The following is a 22,984-nucleotide window of genomic DNA, read 5'->3' as shown; positions in this document are numbered from 1 at the left end:
AGACACCCCCTGCGTGCGCGCCGGGGTGCGGATGTGGCAAAAGTTAGTACATTATCAACACTTTAGCCCGCATGTTGGGAAAATTTTAAGGGATCTTAACGCAGCCTGCCGCCGCAGGCGCAGCCCGCGAAAGCCCGGTCAGATCAGCCCGAAATCACCAGAAGCAAGGGCCGCGGCCGCAACAACACTCGCTGCATGCCGGAAAGTTGCTCATCCAGCGGCATGCGGCAAAACTGCTGCGTGGAAGTAATCCTGATACCAATCCACGAAGCGTGAAATGCCCTCATGCACGTCAGTCTGCGGCTTGTAGCCCGTGAGACTTTGCAGCAGCGACGCATCAGCCCAGGTCGCCGGCACGTCGCCAGCCTGGATAGGCATCAGATTCTGCTGAGCCTTGCAGCCAGTCGCCGCTTCAATAGCTTCTATAAATGTGGTCAGCCGGACGGACTCAGAATTTCCGATATTGACGACCCTGTGCGGCGCGACCGGCGAAAGACTGTCACCCTCCGGCACAACACCGTCTGTCGGGCGAACCGGCACTGCATCCAGCAACAGGCGGATTGCTTCAACTAAATCAGTGACATAGGTAAAGTCACGTTTCATGTCGCCGAAATTGTAAACGTCTATCGGCGTACCTTCGAGGATCGCCTTGGTGAATTTGAACAAGGCCATATCAGGCCGCCCCCATGGACCATAGACGGTGAAGAAGCGGAACATGGTAACCGGCAGGCCAAACAAATGCGCATAGGAATGCGCCATGTTTTCAGTCGCCTTCTTGGTGGCGGCATAGAAGGACATCTGGTGATCGGCCTTCTGGGTTTCCTTGTAAGGCATTCCGGTATTGGCCCCAAAGGCCGACGACGTGGAGGCCAGCAGCATGTGGCGCGGCGGATAAGCGCGGGCAGCCTCCAGGATTTCGAATGTGCCGGTTATGTTGCTTTCCAAGTAAGATCGCGGATTTTCGATAGAAAAACGAACCCCGGCCTGGGCTGCGAGATGCACGACGTATTCCGGCCTGTGCGCGGCAAACAGATCCTGCATGATACCCGGCTCTTCAATGCTGCGGTTGACCACTGTGAAATCCGGGTGCTGTTCCAGCATCGCCTGACGGTCTTTTTTGAGCTGGACACTATAGTAGTCAGAGAGATTATCGATACCCAAAACGCGAAAGCCGGCATCCAGCAGCAACTGGCACAGGTGGTAACCAATGAAGCCGGATGACCCGGTGACAAGAACGGTTTGCTGGGTCATCAGTCTGCTCCTGGATCTTTCTGAGCTGCCAAGGTTGAAGCCCGGCGCGATGGTGCTGTTTTTGCGGGTGCCACGGCATCCGCTGTACATTATGCCAAACCGGGTTGGGTCACGCCATACCCGGTGGCCTTGCCCAATACGCAAGCCATCGGAAAGGTTAAACAACCTAGCCCGTGCCACTTACCAAAAATACGAGGTCTACCTATAAAACCAGGCCCGCCAGCTGCCTTGTACCCGTTCTTTAAGCCAACGGCGGGCAAACATCAGCCAGGTCGCCGTCCTTCGCCCATGTACAGCTTTTGCATATCCACGAAGCAGCCGTTCTCCAGCCGCTGCCGGATCGCTGCCCAGCCTTCAGGATTGCCCTGGATGGCCCTGTAAAGCTCCGCCGGGATTGTCATATATTCGAGAAACAGTTCTGACCCGGTTTCCAGCCAGGCGAAGACATAGCCATCAGCCTCTTCATCCGCCTCGACCAGGCGCAGTTCGATGCCTTCGGCAATCGGAACCGACTCCACGCTGCGCAGGATGTGCAGCTTCATCATCTCGACAATTGTGTCATCAAGACCCAATTGCTTGATCAGGAGTTTCTCCCGCACCGCGGGCCAGCCGAAGGTCAGACGCACCGCCAGGCCGTTGCCAACGTCGCGCGCTGCCGCTGGAGCCTGCGCCCCATAGCTGGTGTCAAACAGCGCCTTGGCTTCGTCCTCCAGTTCCAGGTGGTCGCGCAAGCGGCTGGCCGGCATTGCCGCGATCCATTGTCCGCGGCCCGCATCCAGGTAGTTGAACTGCGGCTGCAGCCGGAAGCCTTCGCCGCAGGCACCGCATCCGGTGTCCTGGAACCGGTCCTCCAGGATGTCTTCGCGCAGGTCAGGGCGGCGGTCAGCGTTCACGCTTCCCACGGCCATCATAGTCACCGGCGCTTCGCAGTGCGGGCAGACCAGGTTGACAGGGTGAAATAGGGACATTGGTCAGCCTTTCAACGGGTCAGAGTTTCGACAGCCAGCCAACGGCGGGGTGGTTCGGCTTCAGCTTGCCGGAGTGATAGGCGGCATAAAGCTCTGAGAACCACTCCCCCGGCGCCCGGAACTGGTAGCCTGTGATCCCCTTGGCCCGCTCGCCCAGCAGGTATGAGTTCCAGGCGTTGGGGTAGCTTTCCTGGTAGACAACCCCGCCGATCGCCAGCTTCTTGGCAGTGGCCATGCTTGACCAGGGCTGGGCTGGTTCAGACGCCATATCGACAAAGGCCTCCATTTGGATGCGGCGGCTTTCCCACTCCTCGTCGGTGCATGCTTCGTCTTCCGGCCTGGGCGGCACATGGGCACTTTTGTTATGCGCCATGTATTCGGTGACATAGGCGGTGTCATAGCTGAATTTCTTGGCAATCTTGTCCGCGATGCCGGAGATATCCATACCATGCTCAGTCCAGCCTCCGTATTCCTTCTTTTTGCCATTGCTGTTCATGAAACCATGCTTGTCGTCGACCGCGTGGCCAACCTCATGCAGGGTGTTCCAGTTAAAGAAGGTGACCGGCTCTTCATTGGCGGGCTTGCATTTCTCCAGTTCCGCACGCTCTCCCGGGGTGGCGGCATCATCCAGGCTGCCCACCGCGTCATCGCTGCCGAAGGCATAGTTGGGCGACGCTCCGGCGTCGCCCTCATGCATCACAATCCGCTTCTTGTCTCCCTGGTACATTGAACCACCTTTGGCCGCCTCGTTCACGGCGAAATTTTGCAGCGAGTCATTGTTCAGCGTGTGATCCAGCGGCAGGTCCTGCATTGCCTTGTAAAAGGCAACGATATTCGGCCCCTTCAGGTTGTTGTCGGCAATCTCTGAGGCCGGAGCCAGGTTTTCGTTGCTGAAGTTCTTGATATCGCAGCCGAAGCGCGCCTTAAACGCAACCTTGACCACGGCGCGCTGCGCCTCCGGCTCCAGGTTGTCGATCATCGCATCCAGTTCCGCGGTGCCGTTGGGCCGCGACAGGATTTCCTTGATATCGTCTTCCTTGGGCGGTGTGTTGGCACGCATTTCTGCCATCACAAAGGCGCTGGTGCCGATGGCGCGGGCCTCTTCCAGCAGCTTTACACTGTCGCCCGGTTTTTTGCCCGACACGGCCGCCGCTGCATCACCCAGCTTCTTGCGCATGGTGTCGATGCTGGGCTTGATGGCGTAGCGGTGCTCGTGTTTTTCCAGCACTGCCAGGCGCGGCTCGACCTCCGGCTTGGCGCGCAGCTCCTTGTACTGCTTGTGCTGCTCCGCCATTTCCAGAGCGGTTTTGGTCTGGGCGATGGCGGCCTCGATATCGGCACTGACCTTGGCATAGTTCTGGCCGCCCTTGGCGGCTGTTTCGGCACCGTCCAGCAGCTTTGCAACCGCGTCCACCTCATCCTTCACATAGGCGGCCTCGGCGTGGCTTGTGACGGGCGGCAGGGCGGCTCGGGCGCGGGCGATTTCCTGCGCTATGAAGGCATATTGTGAGATCACCTCATTGGCAGTGTTGCAGGCCTCCAGCGCTGCCTTGAGATGGCCCTTGGCGGTCTTGGCGTCCAGCCCGTCCTTCTGGCAGTTCTCGATCTCGGCATTGGCGGTGTCCAGATGGGTCTTGGCGACGTCGGCGTTCTCGCGGCTGCCCACTGCCTTGATCGAAAGTTTCGCGGCCTGAACCTGTGGCCACCAGGGTGCGCTATCCTCGTCGCCGCCGATTGCAGAGTTCACGGCTTCAAGGATGCCATGGGTATTGGCGGAGCTGATCGCCTCCTCGGCAGATTTGACCACTTCCTCAGCCATGGTCTTGGCGGTGGCATAATCGCTGGCGGCCAACTTGGTTAGGTTGTCGTATTTTGCGGTCAGCCGGGTCAGCTGAGCCTGAATCGCGTCGGCGTGTTTGTGGCCCTTGGCCTCGGCCAGCTTGGCCTCGGCGGCGGCGCGGGCGGGTTCGAAATCGGACGAGCCCTTGACCGACTTCAGCAGCGCCTTGGCGTCCTCAGCGATCTGCTTCAGCAGCTTGATCGCCTGGGTATAATCGTTGTCGGTCAAATCGGTCCGAGCAGTGTCGAGCTTGGCGGCCGCCAGGCGGTCGGTCAGCGTCTTGATCCGGTCCTTGGTGGCATCATTACTTTCCGGCGCCAGCGCATCCACCGCCGCTTGAGTGTCTGTCACAGTTTGGTCGTAGGGCGCGGCTGCGGCCAGCAGGAGCTTGCAGGCCTCGATCTTCTGATAGGCCTTTTCGAACATCCTGAGCGCGGCCGAATAGGTGTGGGCGGCCTTCATCGCTTCATATTTGGCGAAGTCCGCATCGGCGCGGGCGATCTGGTGTACCCCGGCCTCCTTGCCGGGGCCGATCAGCGTGGCGCGCGGCGTCTTGAAGAAGGGGGTTTCCCAGCCCAGTACGGTTTTCAGGGTCTTCAGATCCTCGTCTGTTGCCTTCTCCCAGCCCGCGGCGGCCTTGGCCTTCTCGGCGGCGGCCTTGAAGTCGCGGGCGTTCTGTTTGGCGGTGCTTTCGTCCAGCAGGTCCTGGACTTCTGTCTTGCGGTGGGTCAGCTGGGTTTCGACATCGCCGCCTTCGGTGGTGATCTTGGTGATGATCGCGGCGGCCTTGGTGCGGTCCGCCTTGATGGTCTTGAACAGCTCGCCGTCGGCGCGGGCCTGCTCCACGATCTTGCGCGCGGCGGCGATCTTGGCCTCGGCGCCCTTGTAGTCATAGCCTTCCGGCTTGATCAGATCGTCCGCTTCGCCGCTCAGCTTGTTGGCGTCGTCGATATGCGGCTGCAGGCAATTGGCATCGTTCAGCGGTGCCAGCGCGGTAATTTGCGCCGCCAGCGAGGCCTTCAGCTCGCCGTAGGCGCGGTGCTGGTGGATCAGCACCATCGCCATCTTCAGGTTCGAGATGGCGCTGTCCAGATGCGCCCGGGCATCATCGTATTTCTTGGCCGTCTTGGCTTTTTCGGCCTCCGCCGCGGGCAATTGGGCCTTGGCGATCAGCCCGCTGAAATCACTGCCGGTATCTGCCGCGACCACCTTGTCGCGGATATCGGTGAAGATCTTGAAGGCCGGTTCCCACTTCTTCTTCAGATCGTCGAGCGCGGCGGTGTCGGTCATCCCGTCCAGCTCCACCGAGGCCTCTGCCGCGGCCTTGGCGCTGTCCACCCGTTTTTCGGCGTCCGCCACGCAGTTGCTGGCAGTGGTGAAATCCAGTTTCAGCGCCGCTGCCGCTGCCTCCGCCATCAGTGCCTTGGCGTCTTCCAACATCGCTGCAGCCTGCGGCACGTTCTTCAGGGGATCGATTTTACCCTGAACGGCCACACGTTTTTCCTTGTAGGCCTTGCAGGCGTCCGCCTGGGCGGTGGCAGCGGGCCAATCGCCCTGGGAGGCGTCCAGCAGGGTCAGGGCGGTCGAGTATTTGTGCAGCACCGCCTCAGCCTTGGCAGAGGCAAGGTCGGCCTCCATCTTGAGGATGGTCACCTGGATGCCCGACGCGCCGTCGTGGTCCTTGAACTCCTTCAGTTTAGCCTCGAATGCGGTGAGCTTGGGGCCGTACTGCTGAACAACCGGGATTTCCTTTTCGATGAAGGGGCGGATATCCCAGAACTTACCCAAAAGCTTGATAGACTCGGTGTAGTCCTTGCTCGTGGCCACGTCTGAACTGGTGTAATAACCGTTGGCCTCATCCAGCTTGTCTTGCAGCAGTGCCTTTACCGGCGCAGCAAGGCCTGCCCAGCTGTCGACCCAGGTCTTGGCCTTGGGCCGCCAGTCTTCATAAAGCTTGCGCTGCTTTCGCACCTTGGCGGTACTTTCATGAGCCTTCGCTATTTCGTCCAGCTTCTGGATGCCGTCCTTGAATTTCTTGGCGGCCTTGTCCTGCTGGGCAGCGTCGTAGAGCCGCTCCATCTCCCGTGCGGTGGCGTCCACCGCCGGATCGCCGACGGTAACTCCGCGGGCGGCATCGGCCAGCGCCTTGCGGTCGGGGTCGAGCGCCATGAAATGGGCGAACTCATCTGCCAGGATTTCAGCCTTGGCAATCTCCATCTCGGCCGCGGCCAGGTCGGCGGCGGCGGTTTTGAGGTCGTGCGCCTTGGCTTTGTCCACCGCAGCGGTGCGCAAGCCCTTGATGCGGGTGATCTCTGGCGCGATTTCAGGTGCTGCGGCTTTGGGGTGGCTTGTCAGCGGAACCATCCGTAGATCAAAGATCTCCAGCGCCTTCTGGAAGGTGGTCTTGGCCTGGGTGTCGGCGGCAACCGCCTTTCCCAGCGCATCCAGCGCCTTTTCACCGGCATCCAACTTGGCGCCGCTGGCGTCCTCTGGCTTAGCCTTGGCCTGTGCGGCCAGTGCTGCGACCTTGTCGAGCGCGGCTTTCCATTTGTCCGGTGTCTGGCTGGCTGCTTCCGGAACCATCGTGTTGTAGGTCTTGACCGGCCCGTCCTTCAGCGCCTTAAGCGCGGCCTCGATCCGGGCGATCTGTTCGTCGACAGTAGCATCCCCGGTCTCGCTGGTGGTGTCGCCGGAGGGTGGAGCAGCCTGCTCCGGCGCCTTGGCCGGTGCCTCTTGCTTGGTGGTTGTGGAAGTGCCGTCATCGCCTGCCGTCGCCTCGGCGGTTGCCGGAGCCTCCTCGCCGCCGGTGTCCGCGGCGGCCTGGCGGGCCTTGGAAATGGCCTGGGCCAGCGGGCCGACTGCCTTAAGCGCGCCTTCATAATCCGGCGGGATGGCAGCGGCGCGGGCTTTAATCTGTATCCAGACGGTTTCGATCTTCTCCGACTGCGCGGTCTTCAGTGCGAGCACCTCGCCGATCAGCGGCTCCAGCTTGGTCGCTGCCTGCTGCCATTTACCCTCCAGCAAGCTTTGCCGCTTTGCCTGCGCGGCCGCGTCCTGGGCGGCGGTTTTCATCTCCGCGGAGAGCTTGGCGACATGCTCCAAAGCGGCGGCAAAACCACTTCCATCTGCCTTGGCCTGGATCGCCTTCCATAGCGCCTCTGCCTTGGAGAGGTCAATGCCGGTAATGTCCCGAAGCTTGGCCATGTTTGCCTCCACCTTGGCGGCAGTGGTTTTCCACTTGGCCTCTGCCGGATCCGGTTCGGCGGAGGGGGCGGCTGGCGCCTCGGACGGCGCTTCGGTGGCGGTGTCACCGCTGGCAGCCGGAGCAGCCTGAGGGGTATCCTCCGCTGTTTCATCTTCGTCATCATCTTCTGATTCGACGACATTCCCGGAAGGGTCGAGAATGAGGATTTTGTATTTGAGCCCGACCACCATGAACATCTTCTTGGTTTTGCGGGCCATGCCGGGCACGATCTTGCCCTCCACCGACATCGACAGTTCCTTGCCGTCCAGCTTCAGCGTACCGAAGGTGAACTGCGGCGTCTCTCCGTCGGATTTGGCCTGCTTGCCCAAAACCTTGGCCGCCTTGGTTTTGTGCGTCAGGAAAACCGAGTTTTCGATTTTCTTGCCGAAGCACAACCCGAAGGCCAACTCGCGCTTGCGCGCGATTGCCATCTGTTGCTTGATTTCTTTTGCGGCGGATCCGTCAAGAGGCATGGAGCAGCTCCCCAGACTAAAAAACTGTTTAAAATTAACGATTTAACATCGCGCTACCTTAAGCGTCGCATGGAACCCGGAGTCCAGCAAGATTTTTTTCTTGTCAATCGCCTCAGGCTGCGCAGACTCAAAACCGATGCGCATCAAGGTGAGACGCTGATGATGTTCAAGCCAGACGGTTCTGCCGAATGATGGGCCTGCGCCCCGCCCAGGCCGCGATTTTCGCCGCCTTTGCAGGGGCTTGCGGCGGGCTGGCTGTGTACACTTTTGCCTCTGATAGCGGGACCGGACAGAGCGGAGGAATTTCCATGGCTTCAACCACGGCAGCAGACCTCGACGGCGCCTGGGTCATTCAGAAGGTCAAGGACGTCGACCTGGAACCGTTCGATGAACTGCGGTTCGATTTTGACGCTGGCACGCTCTATGGCTCCAGCCCCTGCCGCAGTTTCACAACGACCTTCGGACCTGACTTGCTCAACCTGATGTTTTCACCTGTCCAGACAGGTGGCGGGCTATGTGACGAAGAAACCATGGTCATCGAAAGGGACTTCATGCAGCAGATCGGTCTGGTCAACCGCATGGAAGTGGATGAGGAAGGGCAGCTGGTGATGTATAACTTTGATCAGCCACTGCTATGGGCCAAGCGGCTGACTGGCTAACACAGTGCCCGGGCGGCTATGCCATCGGTTCCTCCTTGATCAGGTTGGTTGCGTGCGCTGTTGTCCTTGACCCGGAGTGCTGGGGTGCGCCAGTGAATGCCTGGCCGCCACATGGGGGCTGATGCAAACCGATTTGCCCGGCGGTCGGCCTTTGGCCATGGCAAGCAGCTCGCAGGTGGTCTTGCGGCTCATTTCACGGTTCGGATATGGAGAGCCTTAAGGCGCTATTCCAGTTAATCCGCTGTCATTAAACTCGGTTTCAGAAACCTGTTTGAACGCCAAAGCCTGCGGTTTCCGAGCTTCTCTCAGCGTTTCTGAAGCCAGCACATCGTTGCCACCTTTGAGAGTAGTAGTCTCAAACAATACATGGAGGCCGACAGGTAAAGACTAGGAGCGCAATAGCGCAAACCGGGCTGACCTCGTTGAATCGTGAAAGTCTCCAGCACTGACCGTGCTTCGATCTGACCCGTCAGGACAAACGAGCCAGTTCCAATGCAGCCTTCTGCAGTTCTGGGAGGAACTCCATCAGTTCCTGCAGGCTTCGGCGTTGGGCCGGAGCATGGACTGAGAGTGTGGCAATCAGACGGTTGCGAGCGTCTTGTACAGGGACTGCAACCGCGACCATTCCAGAAATGAATTCCTCATCATCGGTGGAGTAGCCGAGGCTGGAAATGGCCGCCAATTCCGCACTGAGTTTATCAGGGTCGGTACAGGTTTTTGAGGTCACCGCCTCCAGAGACCGGGCCCGCAGCACCGCGTCAAGGGTGTTTGCCTTCAGTGTCGATAGATACATCTTGCCACTGGCAGTGCAGTGGAATGGAACCTGAGTGCCAATTGGCAACTGAATACGCAGCGGCCATTTGGTCTCCACCCGGTCAAGATAAATCATCCCCTCCCGGTCCGGCGTGGCGAGGTTACAGGTCTCGCCCAGCTCTTCGGCCACGCTCTTGAGGATGCTAAGGCGGGCGGTGCGCAGATGCTCCGACGACATGGTGTTGAATGCCAGCTTACGCAGCCGCGGGCCGGGCCCGTAGGCCCGTCCGTCAAGGTCGCGCTGCAGGAAGCCTTCGGCCTCAGCTGTCTGCATCAGCCGGTGCACTGTAGGCTTGGGCAAGCCCATGGCCTCAATCATCTCGGCCGGCTTCACCGCAACACCGCGGCGGACAACCTCCTCTAGCAGCACCAGCAGGCGCAGGTTGGTGGGGATCTGCCCCTCTTTCTTTTCCGGTGCATCCGCTGCCATCGCGGCCTCATCGCTACTTGTTGGGCAGCAGCACCAGCGCGAAGTCAGGAACCAGGGAGACCAGCACCCAGACCCCGATCAGGGCTGCAAGGTAAGGAACCGTATAGCGGAGCAGGCGGAAATACGGAACACCGGTCACACCCGATGCGACATAGAGATTCAGTCCGTAAGGCGGAGTGATAAAGCCGATGGAGGCACCAACCAGAAAGATCACTGAGAAGTGGATCGGGTCGACCCCGACAGAAGCGGCGATGGGCGCCAGGATCGGTGCCAGGATGATGGTCACCGGCAGGCTTTCCAGCACCATTCCGGAGAAGAACACGATCACCATCGAGGTGAACAGCACCGCATGGTAGCCGCCCATCGAAGTCACAAACCCGCCGATGGCCTGCTGCGCCCCGAGGAGCGACAGGATCTGTTGCATCACCACGGAAATTGCGATCAGCGGCGCCAGAATGCCGGTGATCTGGGCCGAGCGCACCACGATGCCGGGGATCTGCGGAATGGTGAATCCTTCGACCACCAGCATCTCAGCATAGGATTTTTCTTCCCATGTCTTGTCACTGCGGGCGCCGGTGATTTTGGTGACCACCCAGGACAGCACGCCCGCAATCACGCAGAATCCAACGGTCACGCCCGCCGCCTCAGTAGGGGAGAACTTGCCGGTGTAGATGCCCCACAGCACCAGCCCTATAGCAAAGAAGCCAAGCCAGGCGCCGAAGGCCGTTTTCAGGACCCGGTTCAGCTGCAAGGGGATCAGGAAGCCCCAGCCGTTCTTGCGGCAGATGATCCAGCAGGCCAGCTGCATGCCGATGACCATCATTGCGCCGGGCAGGATACCCGCGACAAACAGGTCGGAAATCGGCAGGTTCATCAGGAAGCCGTAGACAATGAAGATGATCGACGGCGGAATGATGATGCCGACGGTTCCGCCTGCGGCTGCGGTCGCGGCCGAGAACCGCTCGTCATAGCCGCCCTTGACCATCTCCGGGTGCAGCATCGAGCCGATGGTGGCCGTTGTTGCGGAGTTAGAGCCTGAAATGGCAGCAAACAGGCCGCAGGCGCCAAGCGAAGCCATCGCCAGCCCGCCGCGCATCCAGCCAAGACAGGCATAGGCGAAATCGGACAGGCGTCGGGCGATGCCGGACTGGTTGATCAAGTCGCCGGTCAGGATGAACAGCGGCATCGCCAGGAGGGCAAAGCCCTTGTTGAATACATTGAGAAGCTCGGCACCCATGTTGTCGAGCGTCAGACCCAGCACGAAGGAGCAGCCGATAACCCAATAGCCGATGACCAGCAGCACCGGCACCCCGAGCATGAACAGGAAGGTGACCCCAATCGAGATCAGCGTGACCCAGGTTCCCGTATCCATTACACGTCTCCTCCGATCACGGCCTGTTTGATCAGCGGCGCGCCACTGCGGTAATTACGGATGTCGTCAGCCAGGTTTTCAAACACCCGCGCGATCATCAGGACGAAGGACAGGGGCGCGGTGATCAGGAACCACCATTGCAGCACGCTGTCGGTGCCCAGCACGATCTGGAAGTTGGAGGCCGACAATGCGGTCAGCCGGGTAGTGGTGACAAAAACGATCACAGCAAAGCCGAACCACAGCAATGCATCCAGAGTGAGGCAACCCATCTGCGCCCAGCGGGGCATGATGGTGCGGAACTCAGAAAAACTCAGGTGCGTGCGCAGCCGCACGTTAAAGGCCGCCCCGAACCAGGCCATGATCATGAACAAGAGCGGCGGAATCGTGGTAGACCAGGGCTGCTGGTTCTTGAACACGAAGCGGTCGATCACCCCCCAGAAGATGATGAAGGCAATCGCCAGGTAGCTCCACACCATGATGGTGCGTTCCAGATGGCGGTCCAGCAACGGCACCAGCCGGTAGACCAGCATCACCAGAAGGCCGCCGAGCGCGGCGGCGGCGGTGCCCAGCACCCAGGCGGCATTGCTTTCCAGGGCATTGCGGATTTCCCAGCTGTCCTGGGACGCGAAGGCGCTGAAAATGGCGGCGATATCCGGCCAAAGCTGCATTTGTTCCTCCCCTCATTGCCCCTGTGATCCTGCCGGGCAAACAAGGCCGGCGCAATCTGGCGCCGGCCCCATGCTCTTTGTTCAGGCCTTTGTCAGCCCTTCCACCAGCGTCGCGGTTCCACGTTTTCGGGCTTCATGTCTTTGTCGACTTCGCGGGCGATGTTGTAGATTTCCTGATAGGTGTCGATGCCGCCGGCCCACTTGTTCAGCCGGTCACGCCACTGCTCCCAAAGCTGCGGCTGGAACTCGGGCGAGCACATTTCCTCGGCCATGCGGATCTCGCTATCCGGCAGGAAGGCCGGGCGCACTCCGTGTTCCGCAAACACCGTTCCCGGCAGCTGCGGGTCGGAGAAACCGACGGTTTTGACCAGCGCGGCCTCGTTTGCCGCCTGCACATGGGCCTGCGCCCAATACGCACTCTCCATCACCGCGTCCTGCAGATAGCCTTCGAGGCCGTCGAAGACCTTGGCCGACATCGAAGTGTGCTCAGTGCCGCAGAAGAACTTGAGATCGACCGACTGCGAAACCACGGGCGCCATGTTGGCATAGGCCACTGCGGAGGCCCAGGTTTCAGCGCCGTCGATCAGACCCTGCTTCAGTCCGTCGAGAGTCTCTTCCCAGGCCACCGGCACCGGGTTCAGGTTCAGCGCGTTCATCGCGATCCGGCCCAGTTGGGTGCCGGTGACGCGGTTCTTAGTGCCGAATAGCTGCTCCAGCTTGGTGATGGTGGGCTGGTCCTTGTATTTCAGGCCCAGCTGGATGCCGCGCAGTTCGCAGTGGCTGAACAGGAACTTCAGCCCGTGGCGCTTCTCCAGCGGGTCGCGCAGGATTTCCTGGCTCTTGGGATGATACAGGAAATGATACTGCGAGGCGCGGCCCGGGAACATGAAGGCGTAGTCCAACACGTTCAGGTAAGGTGCACCGCCAGCCGAGTTCTGGGTCGAAGCGGCATAGATATCGACAATGCCCTGCTGCGTTTTCTCAACGCAGCTCAGCTGGCCGCAGATCTGGTTGTCGCCGATGAACTCGATCCGGATCTCGCCGTCAGTGCGGGCCTCCAGATCGCGGGCGAACTCCAGCGCGCCGGCACGTTCAATCAGCAGGTTGCGCGCGTTGAAGCCCGAGGCGCCGAACTTCAGCGTGTGCTTGGCGGGTTTTGCATAGCGTTTTTCATAGGTTGATTCCGCAGCGGACGCGAGATTCGCCAGGCTCATCGCGCCACCAAAGCTCCCAGCGGCCAGAAGGGTCGAGCTCATCCCATAAGTCCCTGCCACCCGGAACAGATCCCGCCGCGAAATACGGCCAAATTTGTTAGTCAGCCCCATAATTCTCCTCCCTAAGATCAATTATTGAGACGTTTCGTATCAAAAAACGCTAGACCAATTTACGCATCCTGTATAGAAGTTTTTTCATTGAGTGTTCGGGAGGAATGGATTTGGACGCGGATTTCATCGTCATCGGCGCTGGGTCTTCCGGCTGTGTTGTCGCCAATCGGCTAAGTGCAAACCCGCAAAACAAGGTGGTTCTGCTGGAAGCCGGAGGACGTGACACGAACCCCTGGATTCATATTCCGGTCGGCTATTTCAAAACCATGCACAACCCGGCAGTGGACTGGTGCTACAGGACTGAACCGGATCCGGGTCTCAATGGCCGCTCTATTGATTGGCCGCGAGGCAAGGTTTTAGGAGGGTCTTCCTCGTTGAACGGACTATTATATGTCCGCGGCCAGAAGGAGGACTACGACCGTTGGCGCCAGATGGGCAACGAAGGCTGGGGCTGGGAAGATGTTTTGCCACTCTTTAAGCGCTCCGAAGACCAAGAGCGCGGCGCAGATGAATTCCACGGCACAGGCGGCCCGCTGGCAGTTTCAAACATGCGTATCCAGCGCCCAATCTGCGACGCTTGGGTGGCAGCCGCACAGGAAGCGGGATACCCGTTCAACCCCGATTACAACGGGGCGGAGCAAGAAGGCGTCGGCTACTTCCAGCTCACCACCCGCAACGGCCGGCGATGCAGTGCGGCAGTCGCCTTCCTTAAGCCTGCGCGGAACCGGCCTAATCTTCAGATCATCACAAATGCCCTCGTCGAAAAGATAAATCTAGACGGGCGCCGGGTGACAGGCGTCAGCTATCTGGACAAAGCAGGCCAGCACCACACTATTACGGCCCGCAGGGAAGTGATACTGTCCGGCGGCGCTATCAATTCGCCGCAAACCTTGATGCTGTCAGGTATCGGCCCGGCTGACCAGTTGCAGACCAATGGTATCGAACCACTTGTCGATCTGCCCGGGGTGGGCCAAGGGCTGCAGGACCATCTGCAGGCAAGGCTTGTCTACAAATGCAATGAGCCGACGCTCAACGATGAGGTCCGCAGCCTCTTCAACCAGGCCCGGATCGCCTTGAAGTACGCGCTGTTTCGGGCAGGACCGATGACCATGGCGGCGAGCCTCGCAACCGGGTTCATGAAAACCCGGCCTGAAGTGGAAACACCCGACATCCAGTTCCATGTGCAGCCCTGGTCGGCAGACAGTCCCGGCGAAGGGGTACATCCATTCTCCGCCTTCACGATGTCAGTTTGCCAGCTGCGCCCCGAAAGCCGGGGCGAAATCCGGCTGAACGGACCGGACCCCAGGACCTACCCCAAAATCATTCCGAACTACCTGTCCGCCGAGACCGACTGCCGGACAATCGTCGACGGCATCAATATCGCCCGGCGCATTGCCCGGCATAATCCTTTGGCATCCAAGATTGCCGAGGAATTCCGCCCCAGCGCTGGCCTGGCAATGGAAGATTACGAAGGAACACTGGATTGGGCGCGCAGCAACTCGGTTTCAATTTATCACCCCACTGGCACCTGCAAGATGGGAGCGGGGGAGAATGCAGTGGTAGATGAAAAGCTGCGCGTTCACGGCGTCGAAGGGCTGCGTGTTGCCGATTGCTCCATCATGCCGGAAATCGTCTCCGGCAACACCAACGCACCCGCGATCATGATTGGGGAAAAGGCGAGTGATCTGGTTGCCAAAACTGGTTAAACCATAATGAGATCTAATACTTAGGGTTCTGGTAAAGCTGAGAAAGCAGAGGCACGCTTACCGTACCCAGACCTCTACCCTCCGATTGATCTGTCGGCCCCAATCGCTATCATCGCAGGCCATCGGCAAGACTTCACCAAAACCCTCAGTCCGAATCTTCACGCGGCTGACGTCTGCGGTTTCCGCAGCCTTGATCACCGCGTCACGCACAGCGCCAGCCCGCTTCATCGCAATCTGCCGGTTGCCATCCGCCGGGCCAACCCCGTCGGAAAAACCCGCGAAAACAAGCTCCTGCGCATCGAACTCACCTGTTTCGAGTGCCCGGGCCAATTGTTCGATGTTGCTGCGGGACTGGGCGTCAGGGCGCGAAGATCCCGGCTCGAACCGAAACGTGGCTGTTAATCTCCGCATCCCTCCCAGCACGGTCACCAGCCGCTGCAATTCAGCCAAGCCCGCCTTATGGTCTGCCGCCAGAATAGCATTGGACAGGCGGTTCCCCTGGCGGCTCACCGGGATTAGTTCCGGGGCCTGATCGACAAAACCGGCACGGCGTATCACTGCCTGCGCAGCGGGTCCGCGCACATAAGCGAGGAAGTCGCGCGCTACCTTAGGCAGGCGCCGGGCCGGCAAATATAAAAACATCGGCACAGTCAAAGGGTAATCCTCGGTCTTTACCGCCTGCCGGCTGGCCTGCAACGAAAATCCGCAAGGTCCTGAAAGGGTTAAAACCCGGGCTGCGCCTTTCTCAGCGTAACTGGCTATGCCTATGGCAAACGGATCAATCAAAACCCGCCGGACCAGCGTGCTGCTGCGGTCATGACGGTTGATCTTGGCAGTAAAGCTTGAACCGGTTGGCACCATCAGCTTGTCTTCGACTGCTTGCGAGAGACCGAACCCGGACACAGGCATATGTATGGAAATGGGAGCATCGGGACCGTCAAGCTCCTGCCAGTTGCTGATCCGGCCGGACAAGATACCTGCCAATTGCGGCAAGGTAATCTCACGAACGGGATTGGCCGGCGCGACAACTGGAACAAAGGCATCCAGCGCCAGCACCCTGCTGCGCCCGGTCCCGGTCAAATCTCCCAAACCTGCGGCCCGCGCGGCCTTCCTTTCCAGAACGCGGATCTCACGCGTCGCCATCGCAACATCAGCCTCATCCGCGACAAGCGCTGCGAACCCGGCATCTGTATTACTGACTGCAAAAGTAAACCGTGCGGCGGGCTTCTGTCCTCGCAGCAAGACATGACTGAAGTTACCCTCAGGCAACGGCTCCCGGCGTGTCTGGTAGCCATTGCGCAACGCAAAGCCTTCAATCAGCGCCGGCAAAAGCACCTCCGACATGACGGAAGATCCAGCAAAAGTGATCTCCGCAACAAAACCAGAAAGGCTGGGACACCCAGGCCCATCGCAAGCCACACCGGAGCCATCCACGGTGAGCTCACCGAATTGAGTCTGAACCCGGTAGAATTCGCCATCAAACCCCAGCAGCGTGCCGGTGATCTCAACTGTGCCATCTGGAGAAGACAGCGTGACATCCTGAGCTGCAAGACCGCGTGCCAGGACTGTCAGAAAAAGTGCGGCACAAACGGCCGCACGCAAGAAGGTCATGTGGATACCTGAAGTTACCGCAAATCAGTTGGCGGCAATCTTCAGGTCTTCGAGAAGATTATTCAACACCAGAAAGCTTCCCTGAGCTTCGCAATCCGGCATTACCATCACCAGGTCGCGGCTGCTGAGCATACCACCGGTCAGTTGCAGCGCTTGTGCGAAGATATCCCGTCCGCAATTTCCTCCGGTCACTTCGGCTTCTGCCGTCAACGACACTGTTCCGGATTGGCCCGGCAGGCTTGAGGGCAGGCTGTAAATTTCTGCGATCCGCGGAGCCAGAAAGCTTTGCTCTCCCAGCCGGTCGATCCGGCCCATGCCAGCATGGTCCTCTGCACCGTGCCAGACGTGCCCCTCACCTCCATAAACGGCACCGAATTCCCGGGCGTGCAATTCGAGCCCGCTATTACCGCTCCACTGCACAACGACACGCTCAAAATCTTCGATACCATCAACTTCGGCCACCGCTACAGCACCGGAACCGCTTTGAGTTTCAGCGATAAACACAGCAGTTCGTGTCAAGGCCGGCACAAAAGTTTCGTAACTCCCAGTGTCATCCAGGGAAACGGCGAAGCTCATCCCGCTGTGATGCACTGTAAGACGCTCATTCGGGCGGCACGGGGCGTCAACGGACAGCTTAACCATTGCCAGAGGAGCTGCTTCGGCTTTAGCCGTCGCCTGGCAGGAGGCTTCAGTCGCCGGTTCTGCCCTTGGCAAACCAGTTGTTTCAGAAGACGGACCCGAAGGCGCAGAAGTCAGAGAAATCTTCTCGATCAGAAGGCTCTCCGTTTCCGGCTCCGAAAAGGTTTCAGCATCTGCCGCGGCGGGCTGGCCGGTTCCGCTGGTCCCCCAACGCGTGTCGGATGCCTGCATATAGACGCCGATGCCCAAGGCACCTGCAAGCGTCAATGCCCCTGTCAGCATTACCTGTTTGGTCAGCATGAAGCCCTCCTGAGACAGACTGCTTTACACAGCCTGCCCCACAATGACGGCCAGTTTATGGCTGCAAGCGGGAGAAAATCCGGCGAATTACCAGCCTTCGTTGCGGCCCTGGAAACAAATTCAGAGGTGCTCCCGCGCCTGCGGTTTTTTGGGGCCGCGCAGCGGCCTTACGCCCGGCGCTGCACACAGCACAGCGCCTGACGGAAGCGGTCTTTACCAAGTATCCTGTCACGTAGCCCGCCAAGAGCCGCGGAACCGGAGCTCGATAGAAACTAGAGGTCAATCAGACCAAGCTGCCGTGGCAATGCTTGAACTTCTTGCCGGATCCGCACGGGCACTTGTCGTTGCGCGAAGGATTACCCCATGTTGACGGGTCGTCCTCAACAAAACCTGGCGCGGCTGCGTCTGCCGGCGCTTCCGCGCCAGTGGCCTGTGCCGCCATCTGCTGCATGGCTGCCTGACGGGCTGCCATCTCCATCAGCATCTGCTGCTGCTCTTCCTCAGTCATCGGACGCACCCGGCTGAGCTGCTGGGAGACTTCCTCCCGCAGGCTGTCAAGCATGCTTTCGAACAGCTGGAAGCTCTCGTTTTTGTACTCGTTCAGCGGATCACGCTGCGCATAGCCGCGGAACCCCACCACGGAACGCAGATGCTCCAGCGTCAGCAGATGCTCGCGCCATTTCTTGTCGATGGTCTGCAGCAGCACCTGCTTTTCGATGTTGCGCATGTTTTCCGGGCCAAAGGCCTCAGCCTTCTCCGCCATCATCTTATCGGACGCGTGCACCAGCCGCTCGCGGATTTGTTCATCGTCAACACCTTCTTCGGCTGCCCAGTCTGCAACCGGCGCGTCAATGGACAGCATTTCGCGGACCTGTTCCTGCAAGCCCTCCGTGTCCCACTGGTCAGCGTAGGTTTTGGGCGGCATATGGACGTCAAGCAGGTCGTCGATCACTTCATGGCGCATGTCATTGGTGACTTCCGACAGGTCTTCAGCAGCCATGATTTCGCGGCGCTGCTTGAAAATCACCTTCCGCTGATCATTCATCACGTCGTCGAACTTCAGCACGTTTTTGCGCATGTCAAAGTTGCGGCCTTCGACTTTTGCCTGGGCTCGTTCCAGCGATTTGTTCACCCAAGGATGGATAATCGCTTCGCCTTCCTTCATGCCCAAAGACGACAGCAGCTTGTCCAGACGCTCAGAGCCGAAGATCCGCATCAGGTCGTCTTCGAGGCTGAGATAGAAGCGGGTGCGGCCCGGGTCGCCCTGACGGCCGGAACGACCGCGCAGCTGGTTGTCGATGCGACGGCTTTCGTGACGTTCAGACGCCATCACAAACAGGCCGCCGGCATCCAGCACTTTCTGCTTTTCCTCCGCGTGTTTGGCTTCCTCGGCGGCACGCAGTTCCGCTGGATCGGCCTCGGGGTTGGCCGCCAGCGCCTCCAGCACCTTCATTTCGACGTTACCGCCGAGCTGGATATCGGTACCGCGGCCCGCCATGTTGGTAGCGATGGTCACCGCGCCGTAGCGGCCGGCATCTGCGACGATCTGCGCCTCCTGCTCGTGGTGGCGTGCATTCAGCACGTTGTGCGGGATACCTTCCTGCTGCAGCATCTGGCTCAGCAGTTCCGACTTTTCGATCGAGGTTGTGCCCAGAAGGACCGGCTGTCCCTTTTCGTGGGCAACTTTGGCTTCCTTGATCATCGCCTCGTATTTCTCACGGGCGGTTCGGTAAACCTGATCGTCCTCGTCAACCCGGGCAATCGGACGGTTGGTCGGCACCTCAACAACGCCCAGACCATAGATTTCTGCAAATTCCTCGGCTTCCGTCATTGCGGTACCGGTCATGCCGGAAAGCTTGTCGTAAAGACGGAAGTAGTTCTGGAAGGTCACGGAGGCCAGAGTGGTGTTCTCTGGCTGGATCTGCACCTCTTCCTTGGCCTCAATGGCCTGGTGTAGGCCTTCGGAAAGTCGGCGGCCTGGCATCATCCGGCCGGTGAACTCATCGATCAGCACCACCTGGCCGTCTCGGACGATGTAATCCTTGTCCTTCTGGAACAGCTTGTGTGCGCGCAGAGCCTGGTTGACATGGTGAACAACTGTGGTGCTTTCCGGATCATAAAGCGATGCTTCGGCCTCCAAGAGACCGTGTTCGCGAAGGGTCTGCTCCAGATACTCGTTGCCTTCCTCAGTGAAAGTTACGCCGCGAGTTTTCTCGTCGATCTCGTAATGATCTTCCGCCAGCAACGGGATCACTTTATCGATGGTGGAATAGAGCTCGGAGCGGTCTTCCGCAGGACCAGAGATGATCAGCGGAGTACGGGCCTCATCGATCAGGATCGAGTCAACTTCGTCAACGATGGCAAAGTTATGCTGCTTCTGGAACACTTGGTCCAGAGACGGCTTCATGTTGTCGCGCAGGTAATCAAAGCCCAGTTCGTTATTCGTGGCATAGGTCACGTCGCTTTGGTAGGCAGCCATCTTCTCTGCATCTGGCTGGCCCGACCAGATAACGCCGGTGGTCATGCCGAGCTGCGCAAATACCTTGCCCATCCATTCGCTGTCGCGCTTGGCCAGGTATTCGTTCACCGTGACCACATGCACGCCCTTGCCCGTCAGCGCGTTCAGGTAGGCAGGGAAAGTCGCCACCAAAGTCTTGCCTTCGCCCGTCTTCATCTCGGAGATGTTACCCTGATGCAGGAAAACACCACCCATCAGCTGGGTATCAAATGCACGCAGGCCCAAGGCCCGCTTGGCCGCCTCCCGCACATTGGCAAAGGCTTCAGGCAGCAGCGCATCCAGTTTTTCGCCATCCAGCGCCCGCTTGCGAAGTTCTTCGGTCTTGGCGATCAGCCCGTCATCGCTGAGCTTTGCGAAGTCATCTTCCAGCCCGTTGATCTGAGCAATCAGCGGCCGTGTCGCCTTGACTTTACGGTCGTTAGGTGTACCGAAAACCTTTTTGGCGATTGTTCCGAAACCCAGCATATCTTCTCCAGCGATCCTATATCCGGCCCAAGCATCGGGCAGGCTTGCCCGCCGTGACCGCAACCCATAAACAATGGTGGAAAGACGGTCCTGCCAATGGCCTCATGGCGATGTAAGCGGCAGGGTATAGAGTGTCAACGGCACGGCCCTTAACGGCCAAGGAATAGGAAGGTTTCAATGCGTAAAGGTCTCACATTTCTGCGCGGTATGGCGGTTGCCGCCTGTACTGCGCTGCCGCTGGCCGCAGCAGCATCTCCGCATGCAAACACGGTGGTTGCCTCGGTCAATGGCGAGGAGATCACCATTGGCCATATGGTCATGGCACGCGAAAACCTGCCGGCGCAGTACAAGCAACTGCCCGATGACGTCCTCTACAACGCAATCCTGGATCAGCTGATCCAGCAAACAGCATTGAAGCAGCAGCTTCGGGAGCAGGTGCCCCACTATGTCGAGCTTTCGGTCGAAAATGAAAAACGCGCCTTGCTGGCCGCGGAGGTAATCGAAACGGTCATGGACAAGGCTAGCGGCGAGGAGAAACTGCGCGCGGCATATGATGCGAAGTATTCCGCCGGCGAAGGCGGTGATGAATTTCACGCCGCTCATATCCTGGTCGAAACCGAAGAAGACGCGCTGGACGTCAAGGCCGAGCTGGATGCAGGCGCTGACTTTGCTACGCTGGCAAAAGAACGCTCTACCGGTCCCTCCGGCCCGAACGGCGGCGACCTCGGCTGGTTTACCACAGGCCGCATGGTGCCAGAGTTTGAACAGGCTGTCCTTAAGCTGGGCTCCGGGGAAGTTTCGGGTCCGGTCCAAACGCAGTTTGGCTGGCACATCATCCTGCTGAACGAGCGCCGCAAGACAGAAGCGCCCGAATTCGAGGAAGTCCGTGCCGTGCTGGCTGATGAGTTGCGCCAGAAAGCGGTTGAGGAACGGGTGAACGAGCTAACTGCAGCTGCGGAAATCGAACGGCCTGAGATTGAGGACCTTGATCCGGCCATACTCAAAGATCTCAGCCTGGTAAGGAACTGATCATGGCCAAACCCATGCCCGTTTCGCCGCTGGCGCCTGCCAGCTTCCCTGACCTTCCGGTGATCAAGGGCGTGCGCTTTGCATCCGCTGCCGCAGGAGTCAAGTACCAGGGCCGCACTGACGTGATGCTGGCGGTCATGGATCCGGGGACAGCGGTTGCCGGCGTCTTTACCCGGTCCAAAACCCGATCTGCGCCAGTGCTGGACTGCCAAGCCAAACTTGGCGGATCTGCAGACGCCGGGGCGGCAATTCTGGTGAACTCCGGCAACTCAAATGCCTTCACCGGCCACTACGGCCAAAACTCGGTTGCAGAGATCACTGCGGCTGTTGCCACAGAGACTGGCGTACCGGTCGAACGCGTCTTTACCGCGTCCACCGGCGTCATTGGCGAACCGCTGCCGCATGACCGAATTGTTGCTAAGATCGGCGAACTGAACGGCGTTTTGGAAGAAGGCGCACTGGAAGGAGCTGCCAAGGCCATCATGACCACAGACACCTTTGCCAAAGGGTCCTGCGCCACCGTTGGCATAGATGGTAAAACGGTCAAGATCGCCGGCATCGCCAAAGGCTCTGGCATGATCGCACCGGATATGGCGACAATGCTGGTCTACATCTTCACCGATGCAAAGGTGGAGCAGGGCGCACTGCAGGCGCAGCTGGCTGAGACCTGCAACCGGAGCTTCAATTGCATCACCGTGGACAGTGACACCTCCACCTCAGACAGTTTGATGCTGTTTGCCACGGGCGCCTCTGGAGTGGATGCAACTGGCAACGCAGAGTTTGCTGCGGGGCTGGAGCGGGTCATGCTTGATCTGTCTCACCAAGTCGTGCGTGACGGTGAAGGCGCTACAAAGTTTGTGGAGATCCAGGTGACTGGTGCAGCTTCGGATGCAGACGCCAAAGTTCATGGCATGGCGATTGCCAACTCACCGCTGGTGAAAACCGCAATCGCCGGCGAGGACCCGAACTGGGGCCGCGTGGTCATGGCGATTGGAAAGTCCGGCGCAGCTGCCGACCGTGATTTGCTATCGATCTCTTTCGGCGATGTTCTGGTAGCGGAGAAAGGCTGGGTCTCGCCGGCTTACAAAGAAGAACTGGGCGCAGCGGAAATGAAAAAGCAGGAAATCATCATAAAGGTGGATCTGGGTCTTGGCAGCGGAGCAGCCACTGTCTGGACCTGCGACCTGACGCATCAGTACATCTCGATCAACGCGGACTACCGCTCATGAAGACGGTTCTAGTCTCTGCCGTTGCCCTCATCGATGCCGACGGCAGGGTGTTGCTGGCGCAGCGGCCTGAAGGCAAATCCATGGCGGGCTTGTGGGAGTTTCCCGGTGGTAAGATCGAGCCGGGTGAAACACCTGAGGCCGCGTTAATCCGAGAGCTGCACGAAGAGCTTGGCATAGACACTTGGGCTTCTTGCCTTGCACCGCTGACCTTCGCGAGCCATTCTTACGAGGATTTCCATTTGCTGATGCCGCTGTTTGCCTGCCGCAAGTGGGACGGCATTCCGCAGGCCAGGGAAGGACAAACGCTGAAATGGGTCAGACCGCAGGATCTGCGTGACTACCCAATGCCGCCAGCAGATATCCCTTTGATCCCTATTTTGAGAGACTGGCTGTAACGCGTTTGCGGCGCGGCCCCTGCTGGGCCGTTCCGTATTCTACTGACTA

16 protein-coding genes are annotated in these 22,984 nt (G+C 59.4%); 6 read left to right on the top strand and 10 right to left on the bottom strand.

Features of this window, described 5'->3' with window-relative positions; all coding sequences use genetic code 11:
- Positions 1-210: 210 nt before the first annotated feature.
- The 3 genes from RA26_RS14595 to RA26_RS14585 form a co-directional block, all read right to left on the bottom strand.
- On the bottom strand, positions 211-1,251 hold the full coding sequence (locus tag RA26_RS14595) for an NAD-dependent epimerase/dehydratase family protein (protein ID WP_039184621.1): 1,041 nt from the start codon (positions 1,249-1,251) through the stop codon (positions 211-213).
- Between the two features lie 263 nt (positions 1,252-1,514).
- On the bottom strand, positions 1,515-2,219 hold the full coding sequence (locus RA26_RS14590) for a CpXC domain-containing protein (protein WP_039184619.1): 705 nt from the start codon (positions 2,217-2,219) through the stop codon (positions 1,515-1,517).
- Between the two features lie 19 nt (positions 2,220-2,238).
- A complete protein-coding gene (locus tag RA26_RS14585; protein WP_152612615.1) occupies positions 2,239-7,734 on the bottom strand; it encodes a hypothetical protein in 5,496 nt (1,831 codons plus the stop codon).
- A 3-nt stretch (positions 7,735-7,737) separates the two neighbouring features.
- Between RA26_RS14585 and RA26_RS22670 the strand changes: the two genes are divergently transcribed.
- Positions 7,738-7,968 carry a hypothetical protein gene (locus RA26_RS22670; RefSeq protein ID WP_152612614.1) on the top strand — a complete coding sequence of 77 codons (231 nt, stop codon included), beginning with the start codon at positions 7,738-7,740 and terminating at the stop codon, positions 7,966-7,968.
- 116 nt (positions 7,969-8,084) lie between these two features.
- Positions 8,085-8,435, top strand: a complete 351-nt coding sequence (locus tag RA26_RS14580; RefSeq protein ID WP_193747623.1) for an META domain-containing protein — start codon at positions 8,085-8,087, stop codon at positions 8,433-8,435.
- Between the two features lie 469 nt (positions 8,436-8,904).
- Here RA26_RS14580 and RA26_RS14575 read toward each other — a convergent pair whose 3' ends face one another.
- The 4 genes from RA26_RS14575 to RA26_RS14560 all read right to left on the bottom strand — a co-directional run bounded on the left by RA26_RS14575 (position 8,905) and on the right by RA26_RS14560 (position 13,043).
- On the bottom strand, positions 8,905-9,678 hold the full coding sequence (locus RA26_RS14575; RefSeq protein ID WP_039184613.1) for an IclR family transcriptional regulator: 774 nt from the start codon (positions 9,676-9,678) through the stop codon (positions 8,905-8,907).
- A gap of 13 nt (positions 9,679-9,691) precedes the next feature.
- The gene (locus RA26_RS14570; protein WP_019296368.1) at positions 9,692-11,050 is read right to left on the bottom strand and encodes a TRAP transporter large permease; all 1,359 of its coding nucleotides are present in this window, start codon (positions 11,048-11,050) and stop codon (positions 9,692-9,694) included.
- Positions 11,050-11,718: a TRAP transporter small permease gene (locus RA26_RS14565; RefSeq protein WP_039184611.1), complete on the bottom strand. Its 669-nt coding sequence runs from the start codon at positions 11,716-11,718 to the stop codon at positions 11,050-11,052. The genes RA26_RS14570 and RA26_RS14565 overlap by 1 nt, the downstream gene beginning before the upstream one ends.
- Before the next feature lie 92 nt (positions 11,719-11,810).
- Positions 11,811-13,043 carry a TRAP transporter substrate-binding protein gene (locus RA26_RS14560; RefSeq protein ID WP_039184610.1) on the bottom strand — a complete coding sequence of 411 codons (1,233 nt, stop codon included), beginning with the start codon at positions 13,041-13,043 and terminating at the stop codon, positions 11,811-11,813.
- A gap of 104 nt (positions 13,044-13,147) precedes the next feature.
- Between RA26_RS14560 and RA26_RS14555 the strand changes: the two genes are divergently transcribed.
- Positions 13,148-14,749, top strand: coding sequence for a GMC family oxidoreductase (locus tag RA26_RS14555; RefSeq protein WP_052272433.1), 1,602 nt, complete (start codon positions 13,148-13,150; stop codon positions 14,747-14,749).
- A gap of 57 nt (positions 14,750-14,806) precedes the next feature.
- Here the strand turns inward: RA26_RS14555 and RA26_RS14550 are convergent, their stop codons facing one another.
- The 3 genes from RA26_RS14550 to secA form a co-directional block, all read right to left on the bottom strand.
- A complete protein-coding gene (locus RA26_RS14550; protein WP_039184608.1) occupies positions 14,807-16,360 on the bottom strand; it encodes a phosphate ABC transporter substrate-binding/OmpA family protein in 1,554 nt (517 codons plus the stop codon).
- Between the two features lie 24 nt (positions 16,361-16,384).
- A complete protein-coding gene (locus RA26_RS14545; RefSeq protein WP_039184606.1) occupies positions 16,385-17,299 on the bottom strand; it encodes a hypothetical protein in 915 nt (304 codons plus the stop codon).
- A gap of 283 nt (positions 17,300-17,582) precedes the next feature.
- Positions 17,583-20,282 (bottom strand): preprotein translocase subunit SecA, encoded by a 2,700-nt coding sequence (secA, locus tag RA26_RS14540; RefSeq protein ID WP_039184604.1) that lies wholly within the window; start codon positions 20,280-20,282, stop codon positions 17,583-17,585.
- A gap of 177 nt (positions 20,283-20,459) precedes the next feature.
- Here secA and RA26_RS14535 point away from each other — a divergent pair, with 177 nt between their 5' ends.
- The 3 genes from RA26_RS14535 to mutT are packed head-to-tail and all read left to right on the top strand — an operon-like array spanning position 20,460 to position 22,935.
- Positions 20,460-21,311 carry a peptidylprolyl isomerase gene (locus RA26_RS14535; protein WP_039184602.1) on the top strand — a complete coding sequence of 284 codons (852 nt, stop codon included), beginning with the start codon at positions 20,460-20,462 and terminating at the stop codon, positions 21,309-21,311.
- Between the two features lie 2 nt (positions 21,312-21,313).
- Complete coding sequence (argJ, locus tag RA26_RS14530; protein WP_039184599.1) at positions 21,314-22,540, top strand: bifunctional glutamate N-acetyltransferase/amino-acid acetyltransferase ArgJ; 1,227 nt, start codon at positions 21,314-21,316, stop codon at positions 22,538-22,540.
- Entirely contained in the window at positions 22,537-22,935 is a 399-nt protein-coding gene (gene mutT, locus RA26_RS14525) for an 8-oxo-dGTP diphosphatase MutT (RefSeq protein WP_039184597.1), read from the top strand. The genes argJ and mutT overlap by 4 nt, the downstream gene beginning before the upstream one ends.
- Positions 22,936-22,984 lie beyond the last annotated feature (49 nt).

This window comes from Leisingera sp. ANG-M7 (genome assembly GCF_000813965.1).
Classification (GTDB): domain Bacteria; phylum Pseudomonadota; class Alphaproteobacteria; order Rhodobacterales; family Rhodobacteraceae; genus Leisingera.
The sequence above is the reverse complement of the archived record's forward strand: the minus strand, read 5'-3'. Positions and strand labels throughout refer to the sequence as shown.

Excerpts from the sequence above, each read along its gene's own strand:
- RA26_RS14555 (WP_052272433.1), top strand. The coding sequence starts at position 13,148 with ATGGATTTGGACGCGGATTTCATCGTCATCGGCGCTGGGTCTTCCGGC.
- RA26_RS14570 (WP_019296368.1), bottom strand. The coding sequence starts at position 11,050 with ATGGATACGGGAACCTGGGTCACGCTGATCTCGATTGGGGTCACCTTC.
- mutT (WP_039184597.1), top strand. The coding sequence starts at position 22,537 with ATGAAGACGGTTCTAGTCTCTGCCGTTGCCCTCATCGATGCCGACGGC.
- RA26_RS14575 (WP_039184613.1), bottom strand. The coding sequence starts at position 9,678 with ATGGCAGCGGATGCACCGGAAAAGAAAGAGGGGCAGATCCCCACCAAC.
- RA26_RS14560 (WP_039184610.1), bottom strand. The coding sequence starts at position 13,043 with ATGGGGCTGACTAACAAATTTGGCCGTATTTCGCGGCGGGATCTGTTC.
- RA26_RS14550 (WP_039184608.1), bottom strand. The coding sequence starts at position 16,360 with ATGACCTTCTTGCGTGCGGCCGTTTGTGCCGCACTTTTTCTGACAGTC.
- RA26_RS14535 (WP_039184602.1), top strand. The coding sequence starts at position 20,460 with ATGCGTAAAGGTCTCACATTTCTGCGCGGTATGGCGGTTGCCGCCTGT.
- argJ (WP_039184599.1), top strand. The coding sequence starts at position 21,314 with ATGGCCAAACCCATGCCCGTTTCGCCGCTGGCGCCTGCCAGCTTCCCT.
- secA (WP_039184604.1), bottom strand. The coding sequence starts at position 20,282 with ATGCTGGGTTTCGGAACAATCGCCAAAAAGGTTTTCGGTACACCTAAC.
- RA26_RS14565 (WP_039184611.1), bottom strand. The coding sequence starts at position 11,718 with ATGCAGCTTTGGCCGGATATCGCCGCCATTTTCAGCGCCTTCGCGTCC.
- RA26_RS14545 (WP_039184606.1), bottom strand. The coding sequence starts at position 17,299 with ATGCTGACCAAACAGGTAATGCTGACAGGGGCATTGACGCTTGCAGGT.
- RA26_RS14590 (WP_039184619.1), bottom strand. The coding sequence starts at position 2,219 with ATGTCCCTATTTCACCCTGTCAACCTGGTCTGCCCGCACTGCGAAGCG.
- RA26_RS14595 (WP_039184621.1), bottom strand. The coding sequence starts at position 1,251 with ATGACCCAGCAAACCGTTCTTGTCACCGGGTCATCCGGCTTCATTGGT.
- RA26_RS14585 (WP_152612615.1), bottom strand. The coding sequence starts at position 7,734 with ATGGCAATCGCGCGCAAGCGCGAGTTGGCCTTCGGGTTGTGCTTCGGC.
- RA26_RS14580 (WP_193747623.1), top strand. The coding sequence starts at position 8,085 with ATGGCTTCAACCACGGCAGCAGACCTCGACGGCGCCTGGGTCATTCAG.